Origin of the sequence: Pseudomonas mosselii, from assembly GCF_019823065.1 — a bacterium.
Taxonomy (GTDB): Bacteria; Pseudomonadota; Gammaproteobacteria; order Pseudomonadales; family Pseudomonadaceae; genus Aquipseudomonas; species Aquipseudomonas mosselii.
In genome coordinates this window covers 1,076,657-1,094,586 of sequence record NZ_CP081966.1, presented here as the reverse complement: position 1 = coordinate 1,094,586, position 17,930 = coordinate 1,076,657, and the positions used below count along the sequence as shown (strand labels likewise).

Annotated in this window: 3 protein-coding genes; all 3 read right to left on the bottom strand. The window is 67.4% G+C overall.

The features are described from left to right. Window positions 1-440 precede the first annotated feature (440 nt). Window positions 441-15,725: an autotransporter-associated beta strand repeat-containing protein gene (locus tag K5H97_RS29830; protein WP_282718708.1), complete on the bottom strand. Its 15,285-nt coding sequence runs from the start codon at window positions 15,723-15,725 to the stop codon at window positions 441-443. A gap of 370 nt (window positions 15,726-16,095) precedes the next feature. Further along, on the bottom strand, window positions 16,096-16,479 hold the full coding sequence (locus tag K5H97_RS04890; protein ID WP_028689796.1) for a YkgJ family cysteine cluster protein: 384 nt from the start codon (window positions 16,477-16,479) through the stop codon (window positions 16,096-16,098). A 191-nt stretch (window positions 16,480-16,670) separates the two neighbouring features. After that, the gene (gene alaC, locus K5H97_RS04885) at window positions 16,671-17,879 is read right to left on the bottom strand and encodes an alanine transaminase (RefSeq protein WP_028689797.1); all 1,209 of its coding nucleotides are present in this window, start codon (window positions 17,877-17,879) and stop codon (window positions 16,671-16,673) included. Between the last annotated feature and the right edge of the window lie 51 nt (window positions 17,880-17,930).

Here is a 17,930-nt window from a genome sequence, read left to right as displayed (position 1 = left end):
GTACCCCTGATGTATTTCCCGGCCAATTCAGAGCCTTCCGGCAGGCGCGTAGGATAGGTCCGAAGCGCTGGCTGGCTGAAGGATTTGGTTTCAAATTCGGAAATGTCTTACGGGGTTTGGGGCGAGGTTTTGATCGCGTCATGGCCACCAGGTGCTTGGCGATGGCCTTGCAGCGCCTGCAAGATCGAGCGCCGCCCGCGCGGCGCATCGCGACGCAAGGCCGCTCCCACATCTGTTTCGGGCCAGTCAGTCCTGAGCCATTACCTGGTCCGCCTTGTTGGTCCGACGCAACTTCAGCATGGGCACCACTGCCGCCCCGCACGACTTGAGGCGTGCACCAAGGCGGGCGCCGCCTCATTCACAGGAAAAATTGGCCCGAAATAGATGTGGGAGCGGCCTTGTATCGCGAAAGGGCTGCAAAGCAGCCCCGGCGATCTACTTCAGAACCCCATGCTGAAGCTCACCACCACACCATGGTCGCGGTTCTCGCTCGACAGCTGCCCGGAATACCCGACCCCCAGCTTGCCGCTCGCGCCCACCGACAAATCCACCCCGGCCTCGACCACCGCCGCGTCCTTGGCGATCGGCACGCCCTCGGTGCTGAACCCGGCGCCGCCACCGACGAAGCGCAGATCGGCATCAGGCTTGTCGTCACCGAAGGCATGGCGCCAGCCCACCGACAGCCGCGGCGTAACGCTGCTGCCGTTGTCGAGCAGCATGCGCTTGCCGGCCCGCACGCCCAGGGTGGAGAAGGTCACGTCCTGATCGACCTTGCCCTCCAGCCGCCCTGCTCCGCCCTTCTCGTGGGCGGTGTCGCTGTCGTAGTTGACGTAGGCCAGGCCGGCGAACGGCTCCAGAGCGATACCGCCGGCATCGATGGCATAGCCCACCTCGCCGAACACCTGGGCGCTGCGCGCCTTGTACTTGGCCTTGAGGCGGTCGTCGTAGCTGCCCACGGTGACATCACGCTTGGTGTCGATGTCGTGCCAGCTGTAGGCCACGCCCATACGGGCGGCGAAGGCGTCCAGCTGGTAGCCGAGGTAAGTGGTCAGGTGATAGCTGTCCACCGTGGCGTCGGAGCGGCGACGGTGCGCATCGATGCTCGAGCGGGTGTAGCCGGCGGCGGCGCCGACTTTCCACTGGTCATCCAGGGCACGGTCGACACCAAGCATGAAGCCCGACAGGTCACGGTCGACGCTGGCATGGCTGCTGCTGCCGTCGTAGGTGCCCCAGCCGCCGATGGCGCGGATCCAGCCCACGGCCTGGCCCTGGCAGCCTTCGCTGGTCAGTTGCTGGTTGGCGGTCGGCGCCAAGGTGCGACGCGGATCGTCCTGGTTGCTGCAGTCAGCCTGGCGCAGGCGGTCGTTGACCGCGTCGCGGACGTAGCGCGAGTCCTCGATCAGCACGGTCGCGGTGCTGGCGTGGATCTCGCCGGACAGGCTGTCGAATGCCGCCTGGGCAGCCTGGCGGTCAAGCGGCAGCACGTTGTTGACCAGCTCGGCCGGCGCCCCGGCACTGCTGAGGGCGGTGGCCACACCACGCTGGTTGCCGGTGGCGGCGACATCGGCGAAGGAGGTGCCGTTGCGGCTGACCGACAGGGTCACCTGGTTGGCGCCATAGTTCAGCGAGCTGTTGAGGAACGCCGAGTTTGCCAGGTTGGTGGTGGCGAAGGTGCCGGTGACACCGCCCGCCGCGCTGACCACGGTGTACTGGCCGTTGCCACTGGCGAGGTTGGCCACCATCAGGCTGCCGCCGAGGTTGGCCGTGCCGCCCACGTTCAAGTAGTTCACCGGCGAGGTGGCAAGGTCGATTACCAGGGTGCCGGTGGCGCCATTGGTGAAGTTGCCCGATACGTTCAGGTTGCCGGCCGGCCCCGGCAGCACGGTGCCGTTGTTGGTCAGCCCGGCGACGGTGCCGTTGCCGGTCAGCGCGGCGCCGTTGGCTACCGTGACCTGGGCGCCGAGGGTGCTGCCCGGGTGGGCGGCATCGCCCACCTGGAGCACGCCCTGGTTGACGTTGAAGGCGCCGCTGAACGGCTGGTTACCGGTCAGCAGCAGGGTGCCACCGCCCTGCTTGGTGGTGGTGCCGGTTCCGCTTAGGGTGCCGTTAAAGGTGCCATTGCTACCTTGGGCAAACACCAGGTTGGCATTGTTGAGGATGTTGCCCTGCAGGCTGGTGGTGTTGCCGACCAGGGTACCTCCGCTGACGGTAGTGCCGCCGCTGTAGGTGTTGGCGCCTGCGAGGATCAAGGTGCCGGCGTCGAGTTTCTCAATACCGCCGGTGCCGACCAGCGGCGCGCTGATGGTGGCCGTGGCGCCGGCGTTGACACGCACCGACGCCAGGCTGCCGTCGGTATCGTTGACTGGGGTCAGGCTGCCACCGGCCCCCGGGACCACCTGGTAACCACTGCTGAGGAACTGCAGCCCGTCGAACGACTGGTTGCCGACCACGGTGACGGTGCCCGGCGTACCGCCGAAGACCGCGTAGCCGCCGCTCCAGCCTTCGCTGGTGGTGCCACCGGCGTTGGTCCAGCCAGTGTTCGAGCCCCAGGTGCCGCTGCCGCCGCCGATGCTGCCGTCGGGATTGGTCTTGCCGCCATTCCAGAATTGCAGCTCCTCGCCGTAGTTCTGCACCACCAGGTTGATCTGGTTGGCGATGGCGGTCTGCAGGCTGAGGTCGCCCAGGACCACGCTGCCCGGAATGGCGCCGAACACCAGGCCGTTGTCGGTGAGCGTGCCGCCGTAGCTGAACAGTTGGTAGACACCAGTGCCGAAACCGCCGGCATCGGTGATGTTCAGCGTGCCGTCGAGCACCAGGTTGCCGTTGACCCTGACCACGGTGGTGGAGGCGGCCGGAGCGCCGAGGCTGAAGTCCAGGGCGCTGCCCGACGCCAGGTCGAGGCTGCCGACGGTGAGTGGCGTGGCGCTCTGGCCAGCAGCCAGGGTGGCGCCGTTGGCGATCTGCACGGCACCGCCATAGGTGCCGCTGCCACCCAGGCGGGCGCCGGTGGCGACCTGCACGCTGGTGCTGTCGAGACGGCCGTTGACCAACAAGGTGCCGGCGTTGACGCTAGTGGCGCCGGTGAAGGTGTTGACCCCGGTCAGCAGCAGCTCGCCAGTGCCGTTCTTGGCCAGGGTGCCGTTGCCGCTGAGGTTGCCGGTGTAACTGCCGTTGGCGTTCTGCGCGAAGGTCAGGGCTCCGTTGTTGAGGATCGCGCCTTGCAGGCTGGTGGTATTGCCCACCACGCCGCCGGCATTGATCTGGGTGCCGCCGCTGTAGGTGTTGGCCCCGTTCAGGGTCAGCAGGCCGGCACCGTTCTTGATCAGCCCGCCGGTACCACTGACCACACCGTTGAGGGTCAGGTCATTGCTGCCGGCGATGGCCAGGGCACCGTTGAGCACGGTGGTATTGGCCAGGGTGACGGCGGTGTTGCTGTCCAGCGTGGTGCCGCCCGCGGCCGTCAGGGTGCCACTGCCCAGCGCGCTGTTGTTGCCCAGCACCAAGGTGCCGCCGTTGAGGGCGGTGCCACCGCTGTAGCCGTTGGCGGCGTTGAGCACCAGGGTGCCGCCGTCTTGCTTGGCGACGCTGCCGGTGCCGTTGAGGGCGACGTTGAGGGTGGCGGTGACGCCGTTGTCGACACGCAGGTTGGTGGTGCCGTTGCCCAGCAACTCACCGGCGGTACCGGCGTTGAGCACATAGCCATCGGTGACGAACTGCAGGCCGGTGATGCTGTGGCTGCCGTTCACGGTGACGGTGCCGGGGGCGCCCTGGAACACCGCGAAGGTGTCGTTCCAGGTGCTGTTCAACACGCCGTTGACGTCGGTCCAGTTGGTGTTGATGGCGTCCCAGGTGCCGCTGCCACCGTCGATCTGGCCGTTGGCGACGCTCTGGCTGCCGTCCCAGAACAGTACGTTGCTGGCACCGCCGACCACCAGGTTGACCTGGTTGGCCACGGCGGTCTGCACGGTCAGGTCGGTGATCGGTACCGGCGTGGTGCCGAAGCTCATGCCGTTGTTGGTGAGGCTGCCGCCGTAGGCAAACAACCGGTAGACCCCGGCGCCGAAGCCGCCGATGTCGGTGACGTTGAGGGTACCGCCCAGGGTCAGGTTGTTGGCGACGTTGACCAGCGGGCTGCCGCCGCCCGAGGGCGTGCCCAGTGAAGCGTTGAAGTTGGCGCCGCTGTCGAGCACCAGGTTGCCGGCGTTCAGCGTGCTGCCACTGGTGGCCGCGAGATTGCCGCCGTTGGCCACCGTCACCGCCCCGCCGAGGCTGCCGGCACCGCTGAGGCTGGCGCCGCTGGCCACGTTGACCGCGCCGCTGGCCAGGGAGCCGTCCACTTTCAGACCGCCCGCCTGGACGTTGGTGGTGCCGGTATGGCTGTTGGCGCTGTTCAGCGCCAGGGTGGCGCTGCCGAGCTTGTTCAAGGTACCGGTGCCGCTGATATTGCCGCCGAACACGCCGCCTTCGACCGTCAGGCTGTTGCCGGCGGCGATCTGGATCGCGCCGGTGCCGCCGATGTCGCCAAGGCTGGTGTTGCCGTCGAGGTTGAGGCTGGCGCCGGTGCTGACGTTCAACTGGCTCTGGGTACCCAGGGCAGTGGTGCCGAGGGTGCTCAGGCTGCCGGAGAGAATGTTGAGGATGCCGCTGAAGGTGTTGTTGCCCGACAGGGTCAGGTCGGCCAGGCCGCTCTTGTTCAGCTCGCCCGCGCCGCTGAGCACGCCGGCCAGGTGCAGGTCGTTGGTGCCAAGCACGTTGAGCACACCGCTGACATTGACCGGGTTGGCCAGGGTGACGGCGCTGGCGCTGTCGAGGTTGGCGTTACCGGTGACCTCCAGGCCACCAGTGCCCAGCGCCGCGTTGTTGCCGACCACCAGCGTGCCGGCCTGCAACTCGGTGCCGCCGCTGTAGGTGTTGGCCCCCATCAGCGCGAAGCGCGCCAGGCCGGCCTTGAGCAGGCGGCCGGTGCCGCCGACGGTACCCCCCAGGGTCAGGTCGTTGCTGCCCAGCACGGTGAGGTCGCCCATGGTGGTGACATTGTTGGCCAGGGTGACCGCCTGGCTGCTGTCCAGGCTGGTGCCAGGTGCGGTGGTCAGGGTGCCGGTGCCGAGCGCGGTGTTGGAGCCCAGCACCAGGGTGCCGCCATTGAGCGCGGTATTGCCGGCATAGGTGTTGTTGCCGGCCAGCGCCAGCCGCGCGCTGCCGGCCTTGACCAGGCCACCGGCGCCGCCGATGTTGCCGTTGAGGGCCAGGTCATTGCTACCGGCGATGTTCAGCGGGCCGGCCAGGGTGATGGCATTGCCCAGCGCTACCGAGGCGTTGCTGTCGAGGGTGGTGCCCGCCGTGGTGTCGAGCGCGCCGCCGCCCAGGGCCGTGTTGCTGCCGACAATCAAGGTACCGCCGCTGAGCAGGGTGCCGCCGCTGTAGCTGTTGCTGCCATTGAGCACCAGGGTGCCGCTGTCGAGCTTGTTGAGCTTGCCGACGCCGGTCAGGCCGACATCGAGGGTTGCCGTGGCACCTGGATCGACCCGCACGCTGGTGTCGCCACTCGTGCCATTGATCAGGTCGAGCGCACCGCCGGTGCCGGCCAGCAAGCGGTAGCCATCGGTGACGAATTGCAGGCCATTGACGGTCTGGCTGCCATCGACGGTGACGTCGCCCGCCGTGCCCTGGAACACCGCAAAGGTGCTGCCCCAGGTGGTGTTGAGCACGCCGTTGAGGTCGGTCCAGTTGGTGTTGCCGGCGTTCCACACGCCAGTGCCGCCATCGACTTGGCCGTTGGCCACGCTCTGGCTGCCGTCCCAGAACTGGATGTTCAGGCCCGCGGCGCTGACCAGCAGGTTGACCTGGTTGGCCAGTGCGGTCTGCAGGGTCACGTCGCCCAGGCCCACGCCCAGCGGCAGAGTGCCGAAGTCCAGGCCGTTGTCGGTCAAGGCGCCGGTGTAGTCGAAGATGCGGTACACACCGTTGCCGAAGCCGCCGATGCTGCTGACATTGAGCGTGCCGTCGAGGGTCAGGTTGCCGCCGACGTTGAACAGCGCGGTACCGCCGGTAGACGGTGACGCCAAGCCGACATCGACGATCGAGCCGCTGTTGAGCACCAGGCTGCCGAGGCTCAGGGTGGCACCGCTCTGCCCGGCCAGGTGACCGCCGTTGTTGATCACCACCGTGGCGTTGGCGGTGCCGCTACCCGCCAGGGTGGCGCCACTGGCGACGGTCAGCAGGTTGCTGCCCAATGTGCCGTCGACTTTCAAGGTGCCGGCGTTGACCAGGGTGTTGTCAGCCAGGTTGCTGGTGCCGGTAAGGGTCAGGGTGCCACTGCCGACCTTGGTCAGGCCGCCCAGGCCGTTGAGGCCGCCGGCAAAGGTGCTGCTGAGGTTGTTGCCGCCCAGGCTCAGGACACTGCCGATGCCGACATCGACCTGGCCGCTGCCGGTCAGGCTGCCGAGGCTGGCGTTGCCGTTGAGGTTGAGCTGGCCGCTGGCACCGACGTTGAGGGTGTCGACGTTGGCCAGCACACCGCTGCCGAGGGTGGTGAGGGAGCCGGCCTGGATGTCGACATTGCCGGTGAAGGTCTTGACGCCGACCAGGGTCAGGTCGTCGACGCCGGTCTTGACCAGGTTGCCGCTGCCGCCCAGGTCACCACTGAGGATCAGCGCGTTGACAGCATCGACGGTCAGGTTGGCACCATTGCTCAGGGCGATGGTGTTGCCCAGGGCCATGGGCGCGCTGTTGGCCAGGGTGGCGTCGGCGGTGACCGACAGGGTGCCGGTACCCAGCGCCCCACTGTTGCCCACGGTCAGGCGCCCGGCGTTGAGCTGGGTGCCGCCCTGGAAGCCGTTGTTGCCATTGAGGGTCAGGTTGCCGCTGCCGTTCTTGGTCAGGCCGGCGGTGCCGTTGATCACGCCGTTGAGGGTCAGGTCGTTGCCGCCATCGACGGTCAGGCCGGCGTTGAGGGTGACGTTGTTGGCCAGGGCGGTACTGGCGCCGCTGCTCAGGGTCGAGGCCCCGGCGACGGTCAGGGCGCCCTGCCCCAACGCGTTGTCGTTGCCGACCACCAACCGGCCAGCATTCAGGGTGGTGCCGCCCAGGTAGTTGTTGGCGCCGTTGAGGGTAAGGGTCGCGGCGCCCGACTTGTTCAGGCCGCCGACGCCATCCACCACGCCGTTGAGGGTCAGGTCGGCGCTGGCCGGCAGGTTGAGGGTACCGCCCAGATGCACATTGTTGGCCAGGGTGACGCCCGCGCCGCCGGCATCGAGGCTGGTGTTGGCGCCGGTGCTGAGGTCACCGCTGCCCAGCGCGGTGTTGCTGCCGACCACCAGAGTGCCGGCGTTGAGGGTGGTGCCGCCGCTGTAGGTGTTGTTGCCGTTCAGGGCCAGGGTAGCGGCGCCGTTCTTGACCAGGCCGTTGCTGCCGGAGATCACGCCGTTGAGGGTCAGCGCCTGGCTGCCGCCAAGGGTCAGGTTGCCACCGGCGAGGTTGATGGCGTTCACCAGCGCCAGCGCCTGGCTGGCATCGAGGCTGGCGGCGCCGTTGACGGTCAGTGCTCCGCTGCCCAGGGCGCCGGCATTGCCCAGCAGCAGGCTGCCGGCCTGCAGCGAGGTGCCGCCGGCGTAGGTGTTGCTGCCATTGAGCACCAGTTGCCCGGCACCCAGTTTGTTCAACGCCCCGGCACCGCTGATGACGCCATCGAGGGTCAGGGTCTGGGTGTTGTTGATGCCGAGGGTGGTGCCGGCACCAAGGCCAATGGCGTTGACCACCTGCAGTACACCGATGGTGGCCAGGGTGCTGTTGCCGGTCACCGCAAGGTTGCCCGTGCCCAGGGCGACGTTGTTGCCCAGGGTCAGGGTGCCGCCGCCAAGGGTGGTGGTGCCCTGGTAGGTGTTGGCGGCGCCGAGGGTCAGGTTGCCGCTGCCGGTCTTGCTCAGGCCGCCGGTGCCGCTGATCACGCCATTGAGGGCCAGGTTGTTGTTGCCGGTCAGGTTCAGGGTGCTGTTGAGCGTCACCTGATTGGCCAGGGTCAGGGCGCCGGTGGTGGCCAGGTTGCTGGCGCCACCGACAGTCAGGGTGCCAGTGCCCAGCGCCTGGTTGTTGCCCAGGGTAAGCGTGCCGGCATTGAGGGTCACGCCGCCGATCAGGGTGTTGGCGCCACTGAGGGTAAGGTTGCTGGCACCGTTCTTGATCAGGCTACCGGCACCGGTGACCAGCCCGCCCAGCCCCAGGTCGTTGCTGCCGGTGATGGTGAGGTCGCCGCCCAGGTTGACGGTGTTGCCGATGTTGATCGCCGCAGCGCTGTCCAGCGTGGTGCCGGCCGCCGCGTTGAGCTGGCCAAGGCCGAGGGCGCTGGCGCTACCGAGCACCAGGGTACCGGCATTGAGGTTGGTGTTGCCCAGGTTGCCATTGGTGCCGTTCAGGGTCAGGGTGCCGCTGCCGGTCTTGGTCAGGCCGCCGACGCCGTTGACGTTGCCGCCCAGGGTCAGGTTCTGCGCCCCGGCGATGGTCAGGTTGCCGGCCAGGTTGAGCTGGTTGGCCAGGTTGACGTTGGCATTGCTGCTCAGGGTGGTGCCACCGACTGCGTTCAGCGCACCGGTGCCCAGCGCGGTGTTGCTGCCTACCACGAGGGTGCCGCCGTTCAGGCTGGTGCTGCCCTGCTGGCTGTTGCTGCCGTTGAGGGTGAGCGTGCCGGAACCTGTCTTGACCAGGCCCCCGGTGCCACTGAGCGCTCCGTTGAAGCTGAGGTCGTTTGTTCCCGGCAGCGTGAGGTTGGCATTCAGGGCGACGGTATTGCCCAGTGCCAGGTTACCGGAGGTGTCCAGGCTGGCGGCGCCGGTGACGGTCAGGCCGCCAGTACCCAACGCCTGGGCGTTGCCGAGGGTCAGGGTACCGGCACCCAGGCTGGTGCCGCCACTGTAGGTGTTGGCGTTACCCAGGGTCAGGTTGGCGCCGCCGGCCTTGACCAGGCTGCCAAGGCCGGAGACCACGCCGGACAGCCCCAGGTCGGCGGAGCCCGCGACGGTCAGGGCACCGCTGAGATTGAAGGCGTTGCCAAGGGTCACGGCGGTGTTGCTGTCCAGGGTGGTGCTGTTGGCGGTACTGACAGAACCGCTACCCAAAGCGGTGTTGTTGCCGACCACGATCGTGCCACCGTTGAGCAGGGTGCCGCCGGTGTAGCTGTTGGCGCCATTGAGCACCAAGGTGCCGCTGTCGAGCTTGGCCAGTTGGCCGCTGCCCGAGAGGCCAACGTTGAGGGTCGCGGTGACGCCAGGGTCGACACGCACGGCGAAGGCGCCGTTGCTGCCGTTGACCAGGTCCAGCCCACCGGCGCCGATCAGTCGGTAGCCGTTGGTGACGAACTGCAGGCCAGTGGCGGCCTGGGTGCCGACCACGGTGACATCCCCTGCAGTGCCCTGGAATACCGCGAAGTCGCTGGCCCAGCTGCCGTTGAGCACACCGTTGACATCGGTCCAGTTGGTGTTGCTGCCATTCCAGGTGCCGGTGCCGCCGTCGATCACGCCATTGGGCACGCTTTGGCCGCCATCCCAGAACTGCACGGTGCCGGAGGCGCCGCCGACAAGCAGGTTGACCTGGCTACCGATCGAGGTCTGCACCTGCAGGTCGCCAGGCAGCATGGCGCCTGGCACGTTGCCGACCAGCAGGCCGTTGTCGACCAGCGCGCCGGTGTAGTCGAACAGCCGGTAGATACCGGTGCCGAAGCCGCCGACGTCGGTGACGTTGAGGGTGCCGTCCAGGGTCAGGTTGCCGTTGACGTTGACCAGCGCGGTACCGCCAGTGGCTGGCGAGCCCAGGCCGAAGTCGAGGATCGAGCCACTGTGCAGGGTCAGCGCGCCGGTACTGAGGGTCGCACCGCTGTTGGCCAGCAGGTGCGCGCCGTTGGCGATGTCGACCGCCCCCAGCAAGCTGCCGGTGCCGCCGAGGCTGGCACCGCTGTTGACCTGCACGCCGGGGCTGGCCAGCGAGCCGGTGACATTGAGCAGGCCGGCATTGACCGTGGTGTTGCCACCTAGCACGTTGACCCCGGACAGCTCGAAGCTGCCAGTGCCGGTCTTGACCAACCCACCGCTGCCGGCCAATGCACCGCTGAACACGCTGTTGAGGTTGTTGCCGCCCAGGGTCAGGGCGCCACCAGCGGCGATGTTCACCGTACCGGCACCGCTCAGGCCACCGATGGTGGCGCTGGCGCCGAGGTTGAGGCTGGTGCCGGCACCGACACTGACCGCCGAGGTATTGCCCAGGGCCGTGGTACCGACCGTGGTGATGCTGCCGCCGAGCAGGTCGATGGCACCGCTGAAGGTGTTGTTGCCGGTCAGCGTCAGGTCGGACACACCGTTCTTGACCAAGCCGCCGGTGCCTGCGAGCACGCCGCCAAGGGTCAGGTTGTTGCTGCCGCCGAGGGTCAGGTTGGCGCCGAGGTTGACATCGTTGCCCAGGGTCATCGCCACGCTGTTGACCAGGGTTGCGGCCCCCCCGACGTTCAGCGCGCCAGTCCCCAGCGCCGCGGCATTGGCCAGGGTCAGGGTGCCGGCGTTGAGGTTGAGCCCCCCGCTGAAGGTGTTGGCGCCTGACAAGGTCAGGTTGGTGCTGCCGTTCTTGGTCAGCGCGCCAGCGCCGCTGATCACGCCAGCAAGGGTGGTGGTATTGCTGCCCGGCAAGGTCAGGGTGGCGCCGGTGCCGAGGTTGATGGCGTTGCCCAGGTTGAGCGCGGCGCTGCCGTCGAGGCTGGCATTGCCGCCCACGCTCAGGGCGCCGCTGCCGATGGCGTTGTTGTTGCCCAGGGTCAGCAGCCCGGCATTGAGGGTGGTGCCGCCGCTGTAGGTGTTGTTGCCGTTGAGGGTCAGCCCGGCGCTGCCATTCTTGACCAGCGCGCCACTGCCGCTGATCAGGCCACCGAGGGTGGTGGCATTGCTGCCCAGCACGCTCAGGGTGTTGCTGCCCAGGCTGATGCCGTTGGTCACCGCCACGGCGGTGCTGGCGTCGAGGTTGGCGTTGCCGCCCAGGGTCAGGGCGCCGATCCCCAGCGCAGTGTTGCTGCCAAGGGTGAGCGTGCCGGCATTGAGCTGGGTGCCGTTGGTGTAGAGGTTGTTGCCACTCAGGGTCAGGTTGGCGTTGCCGTTCTTGACCAGCGAACCGATGCCGCTGACCACGCCGCTCAGGCCCAGGTCGGCGCTGCCGTCGATGGTCAGGGGGCCGGCGATGGTGACGTCGTTGGCCAGGCTGACCGCGGTGCTGGCATCCAGGTGGGTGCCGGCCAGGGTGTTGAGGGTGCCGGTGCCCAGCGCGGTATTGCTGCCGACCACCAGGGTACCGGCGTTCAGACGGGTGATGCCGCTGTTGCTGTTGTTGCCGGTCAGGGTCAGGCGGGTGGCGCCGTTCTTGGTGATGCCGCCGGCGCCGGCGATGGTGCCGCTCAGGGTCAGGTCGTTGCTGCCGGGCAGGATGAAGTTGCCGGCCAGGTTCAGCGCGTTGCCGATATTCAGGCCGGCGACGCTGGTGTCCAGGGTGGTGTTGTTGGCGGCATTCAGCGCGCCAGTGCCCAGGGCGGTGTTGCTGCCCAGTACCAGGGTGCCGGCGTTGAGCGCGGTGGCGCCGCTGTGGGTGTTGTTGCCGCTCAGGGTCAGGGTGGCGCTGCCGCTCTTGACCAGGCCGCCGGTGCCACTGAGGTTGCCGGCCAGGGTGAGGTTGCTGGTGGTGGGCAGGGACAGGTCGGCTGCGAGGTTGATGGCGTTGTTCAGGGTCATGGCCGTGGCGTTGGCCAGGGTGGCCGCGCCGCCGACGTTCAGCGCGCCGGTTCCCAGCGCGGCGGCGCTGGCCAGGGTCAAGGTCCCGGCATTGAGGTTGAGACCACCGCTGAAGGTGTTGGCGCCTGACAGGGTCAGGTTGGTGCTGCCGTTCTTGGTCAGTGCGCCAGTGCCACTGATCACGCCGCCTAGGGTGGTGGCATTGCTGCCTGCCAGGGTCAGGGTATTGCCGGCGAGGTTGATGGCGTTGCCCAGGTTGAGGGTGCCGCTGCTGTCGAGGCTGGCGTTGCCACCCAGGGTCAAGCCGCCGGTGCCCAGGGCGTTGTTGTTGCCCAGGGTCAGCAACCCACCGTTGAGGGTGGTGCCGCCGCTGTAGGTGTTGTTGCCGTTGAGGGTCAGGGCGGCGCTGCCGCTCTTGACCAGCGCGCCGGTACCGCTGATCTGCCCGGTCAGGGTGGTGGCGTTGCTGCCCAGCACGGTCAGGGTGTTGGCGCCGAGGCTGATGGTGTTGGTGGCCGCGACAGCGCTGCTGGTGTCGAGGTTGGCGTTGCCACCCAGGGTCAGGCTACCGATGCCCAATGCCGTGTTGCTGCCCAGGACCAGCGTACCGGCGTTGAGCTGGGTGCCGTTGGTGAAGACGTTGTTGCCGCTCAGGGTCAGGCTGGCGTTGCCGTTCTTGACCAGCGAGCCGATGCCGCTGAGCACGCCGCTCAAGCCCAGGTTGGCGGTGCCGTCGATGGTCAGGGGGCCGGCGATGATGGCGTCGTTGGCCAGGCTCACGGCCGTGCTGGCGTCCAGGTGGGTGCCGGCTGCGGTGTTGAGGGTTCCGGTGCCCAGCGCGGTGTTGTTGCCGACCATTAGGGTGCCGGCGTTGAGGAAGGTGGAGCCGCTGTTGGTGTTGGCACCGGTCAGGGTCAAGGTGGTGTTGCCGCCCTTGGTGATGCCGCCGGCGCCGGCAATGACGCCGCTCAGGGTCAGGTCGTTGCTGCCGGGCAGGTTCAGGTTGCCGGCCAGGTTGAGGGCGTTACCGATGTTCAGCCCGGCGACACTGGTATCCAGGGTGGTGTTGGCCGCGGCATTGAGCGCGCCGGTGCCCAGCGCGGTGTTGCTGCCGAGCACCAGGGTGCCGGCGTTCAGCGCCGTGGCGCCGTTCTGGGTGTTGTTGCCACTCAGGGTCAGGCTGGCGCTGCCGTTCTTGATCAGGCCGCCGCTGCCGCCGAGGTTGCCGGCCAGCGTGAGATTGTTGGCGCCGGCGAGGGTCAGGTCGGCGCCAAGGTTGACGCCATTGTTCAGGGTCATCGCTGCTGTGTTGGCCAGGGTCGAGGCCCCACCGACGGTCAAGCCGCCCGTGCCCAGGGCTGCGGCGCTGGCCAGGGTCAGGGTACCGGCATTGAGGGTCAGCCCGCCGCTGAAGGTGTTGGCGCCACCCAGGGTCAGGTTGCTGCCGCCATTCTTGACCAGCGCCCCGGTGCCGCTGATCACGCCACCCAGGGTGGTGGCACTCGTACCCGGCAGAGTGAGAGTGTTGCCACCCAGGTTGATGGCGTTGCCCAGGTTGACCGCCACGCCCGCATCGAGGCTGGCATTGCCGCCCAGGGACAGCGCGCCGGTGCCCAGGGCATTGTTGTTGCCCACGGTCAGCACGCCGCCATTGAGGGTGGTGCCGCCGCTGAAGGTGTTGCTGCCGTTGAGGGTCAGGCCGGCGCTGCCGTTCTTGACCAGCGCGCCGGTACCGCTGATGACACCACCCAGGGTCGTGGCACTGCTGCCCAGCAGGTTGAGGGTGTTGGCGCCGAGGTTGACCGCGTTGCCCAGGTTGACCGCGGTACCGGCGTCGAGGCTGACGTTGCCGCCCAGGGTCAGCGCACCGCTGCCCAGCGCATTGCTGTGCCCGACGGTGAGCTTGCCGGTGTTGAGCGTCAGGCCGCCGCTGAAGGTGTTGTTGCCATTGAGGGTCAGGTCGCCGGCGCCATTCTTGACCAGCGCGCCAGTCCCGCTGATGACACCGCCCAGGGTGGTGGCGCTGGTGCCCAGCAGGTCAAGGGTGTTGGCCCCCAGGTTGATCGCATTGCCCAGGCTGACCGCGCTGCTGGCGTCCAGGCTGGCATTGCCGCCCAGGGTCAGGCCGCTGGTGCCCAGCGCCGCGCTGTTGCCGACGGTGAGCTTGCCACCGCCCAGGGTGGTGGTGCCGCTGTAGGTGTTGACGCCGTTGAGAGTGAGGTCGGCGGTGCCATTCTTGGTCAGGCTGCCGCTGCCGCCAATCACGCCGTTGAGCGTCAAGGCGTTATTGCCCGGCAAGATCAGGGTACTGCTGCCCAGATTGATGGCATTGCCGAGGGCCATGGTCGCCGTGGTGTCCAGGGTGCCGTTGCCGCTCAGTGCCAACGCGCCGCTGCCCAGGGCGCTGGCGTTGCCGAGGGTGAGGGTACCGCTGCCCAGGGTCGTGCCGCCGCTGTAGGTGTTGACGCCGTTCAGCGTCAAGCCACCGCTACCGCTCTTGACCAGCGAACCGGTGCCGCTGAGCACGCCCCCCAGAGTCAGGGCATTGCTGCCGGGCAAGGTCAACGCCGCGTTCAATGCCACGTTGCTGTTCAACACCAGCGGCACGCTGCCCTGCAGGCTGCTGGCGCCGCTGACGGTGAGGCCGCCACTGCCCAGCGCCGCGGCACTGGTCAGGTTGAGACCGCCGGCGGCGAGGGTGGTGCCGCCACTGTAGGTGTTGGTGGCGCCAAGGGTGAGCAGCCCGGCGCCGGTTTTGGTCAGCCCGCCGACACCCGAAACCACGCCATTGAGGGCCATGTCGGTGGCGCCGCCGACGCTCAGACCGGCGTTGAGGATGAAGTTGTTGGCCAGGCTCAGACCACCGACAGTCCCCGCCAGCCCACCCCCATTGACGGTAATGGCACCGCTACCGAAGGCGCTGGCGTTGTCGAAGTTGAGCTGGCCACCGTTGAGGGTGGTCTGGGTGGTGCCGTTGAGCACCTGGCCGATCAGGCTCCAGGTGCCGGCGTCGACAATCAGGCGGCTGAAGTTGATGTAGTTGGTGGCGTTGATCGTGCCGCTGCCACTGGTCCCACTGCCGCCGCCAATGGCGTTTTGCAATGCCAAGGTATTAGTGCCGCCTGCGCCGCCGTCGATCTTGCCAGCTGCCGCGTAGGCAAGGTTCGGGTTGCTGGTGACCAGCAAGGCCACGCCGACGCCAAGCCCTGCCCCAACGCTGGAGCCGGTGATGGCGTTGAAGCGGTTGGTGCTGTTGGCCCCCATCGACAGGCTGCCGGTCAGGGTCCCGGCGTTGGTGAAGGTGTTGCCAGCCGCGGAAGCCTCGAACGCGGCACGGCCAAGGATGGTGCCGGTGTTGGTGAAGTTCACCGTGCTGCCGCCGGTCACGGCGATGACCGGCGTGTCCTCGCTCACCAGCGTGAGGCTGGCCAGCGCCGAGGAGCCGATACTGCCGGCGTTACTGATGGTGGTGGTGCCGCCGGCGCCGTTGCGCGCGTCCAGCGCCATGCCGGTGAGGTTCAGCAGGTTGGCGCCGAGCAAGGCGCCGGTGCCCTTGATCACGCCCGTGGCGTTGTTGTTGATGTTGAGGATGCTGCCGGTGCCGGTGTTGCCGATCAGCACGGCGGAGGACTGGATGCTCAGCAGCCCGAGCAACGTCGGGTCGATGGTGCCGGAGTTGTTCAGGGTGTTGTTGTTCCCGGCCAGTGACAACGAAGTGCCGCCCACGCCCAGCAAGGTACCCAGGCTCGCGCCTGGGTTGACGTTGACGGTAAGGCCACTGCCGCCATTGGTATAGCTCGGCGCCAGCGGGTTGGCAGCGCCGTTGCAGGTGATCGTCGAACCGGCCGCGCTACAGACGGCCAGCGCCTGTTCGCTGGACAGACCAAATGCCATCGCACCGACAGCCAGGCTGACAGCCAGCGACAGTTGCGAGAAACGGGCGGGTGAACGGGGGGCGGCACGTCTGTCCACGTAGAGCTCCTTCGTGGATCAGGCACTTCAGTCCTTGAATGCGTGCACAGCAGGGCAGAAAAGAGCAGTGGAACACGCGACGGCCGAAACGCCTGATCTATGGCTACGAATATCCTTTGAAGGAATGTGTAGCCGCTCAGGCGCGGGCAATACGGCGCAGGGGACGGTCAAATGGTGTTAATACTTTGTCGAGGCGGCACGTGTTTCGCGGGTTTCAGCCACCCGAGCATTGGATCCAACCGACGAGCGGTAATGGCGGAGGCCAAAATGTACGGCGGTGTGTGAAAGCAAGCCTACCCGCGATAAGGCCATACGGCCATCACGGGGCAATTCCCATCGCCGTACCGTCGCTCGGAAGGCAGGTCGACTTTCAGGCGACCTCCGCTCCCTCTTCCGGCCAATGCGGCTCATTGGCGCCCGGTGGTGTCAGCGGTGGCAGACCATAGGCCGCCCGTGCGTCGTCACAGCTGGGGTTGTGCACACCGTTTTCCCACGAGGCCTCGAACTCGCGGCAGGGGCTGGAGCGGTTCTCATAAATGGAGCACGCCACTTGCGTGCCGATCTCGCCGCCCAGGCTGACGCAGCGGCAAGGCTTGGCGTCGGTGCCGATCATGGCGACCCGGGTCGGATTGATCTGCACCACCAGATCGTCGGGCACCACGCCACCGGCGGACTGGCATTCACCCCAGAAGAAAGACACACGAAAGTAGCCGCAGCAGGCGCCGCAGGTCAGGCAAGGGTTCTGATCGGACATGATGGCCAGGGAAGGAGGTTGTTGTTATCGGGGCGAGCGCCCGCGGCGCTATTTGTAATCCAGGCGCGAACGGCTGAGAAGAGGGGGACGCAAAAAAGATCGCCGCTGATCGGCGCAAACGCATCGCGGGGCAAGCCCGCTCCCACTGAATGGCGTGGGAGCGGGCTTGCCCCGCGATCAGGGTGAACGGCTTACTTGCGGGTCACACCATCGGCCCGGAACATCTGGCGAATGCCGCGAATGGCCTGGCGGATCCGGTCCTGGTTCTCGATCAGGGCAAAGCGCACATGATCGTCGCCGTAGTCACCGAAGCCGATCCCCGGCGACACGCAGACCTTGGCCTCGGCCAGCAGTTTCTTGGCGAACTCCAGCGACCCCAGGTGCGCATAGGCCTCGGGGATCTTGGCCCAGACATACATCGAGGCCTTGGGGTTCTCGACCATCCAGCCCATCTCGTGCAGGCCCTTGACCAGCAGGTTGCGGCGCTGACGGTACTGCTCGGCGATATCGCGCACGCACTGCTGGTCGCCTTCCAGGGCGGCGATGGCGGCCACCTGCAGCGGGGTGAAGGTGCCGTAGTCGTGGTAGCTCTTGATCCGCGCCAGGGCGCTGACCAGCTCGGGGTTGCCGACCATGAAGCCGATCCGCCAGCCCGCCATGTTGTAGCTCTTGGACAGGGTGAAGAACTCCACGGCGATGTCCTTGGCGCCCGGCACCTGCATGATCGACGGCGCCTTCCATCCGTCGTAGACGATGTCGGCGTAGGCCAGGTCGTGCACCACCAACACATCGTACTGCTTGGCCAGGGCCACCACGCGCTCGAAGAAGTCCAGCTCGACGCACTGGGCGGTGGGGTTGGACGGAAAGCCCAGGATCATCATCTTCGGCTTGGGGATCGACTCGCGGATCGCCCGCTCCAGCTCGTTGAAAAAATCCACCCCCGGCACCAGCGGCACGGAGCGCACCTGGGCGCCGGCGATCACCGCGCCGTAGATGTGGATCGGGTAGCTGGGGTTGGGCACCAACACCGTATCGCCATGGTCGAGGGTGCCGAGCATCAGGTGCGCCAGGCCCTCTTTCGAGCCGATGGTGACGATGGCCTCGCTTTCCGGGTCAATGGCGACGTCGTAGCGTTCCTTGTACCAGTTGGAAATGGCCCGGCGCAGGCGCGGGATGCCACGGGAGGTGGAATAGCCGTGGGTGTCCTCGCGCTGGGCGACCTGCACCAGCTTCTCGACGATGTGCGGCGGCGTGGCGCCATCGGGGTTGCCCATGCTCAGGTCGATGATGTCCTCGCCACGTCGGCGGGCGGCCATCTTGAGCTCGGCGGTGATGTTGAAGACGTACGGGGGGAGACGATCGATGCGCGCGAAGCGGCGCGGCGAACCTGGGTTGGCCATGTGTTCCTCTGCAGACGTAAGCGCCCGGAACCGTCCGAGCGACGCTGGCCG

Excerpts from the sequence above, each read along its gene's own strand:
- K5H97_RS04890 (WP_028689796.1), bottom strand. The coding sequence starts at position 16,479 with ATGTCCGATCAGAACCCTTGCCTGACCTGCGGCGCCTGCTGCGGCTAC.
- alaC (WP_028689797.1), bottom strand. The coding sequence starts at position 17,879 with ATGGCCAACCCAGGTTCGCCGCGCCGCTTCGCGCGCATCGATCGTCTC.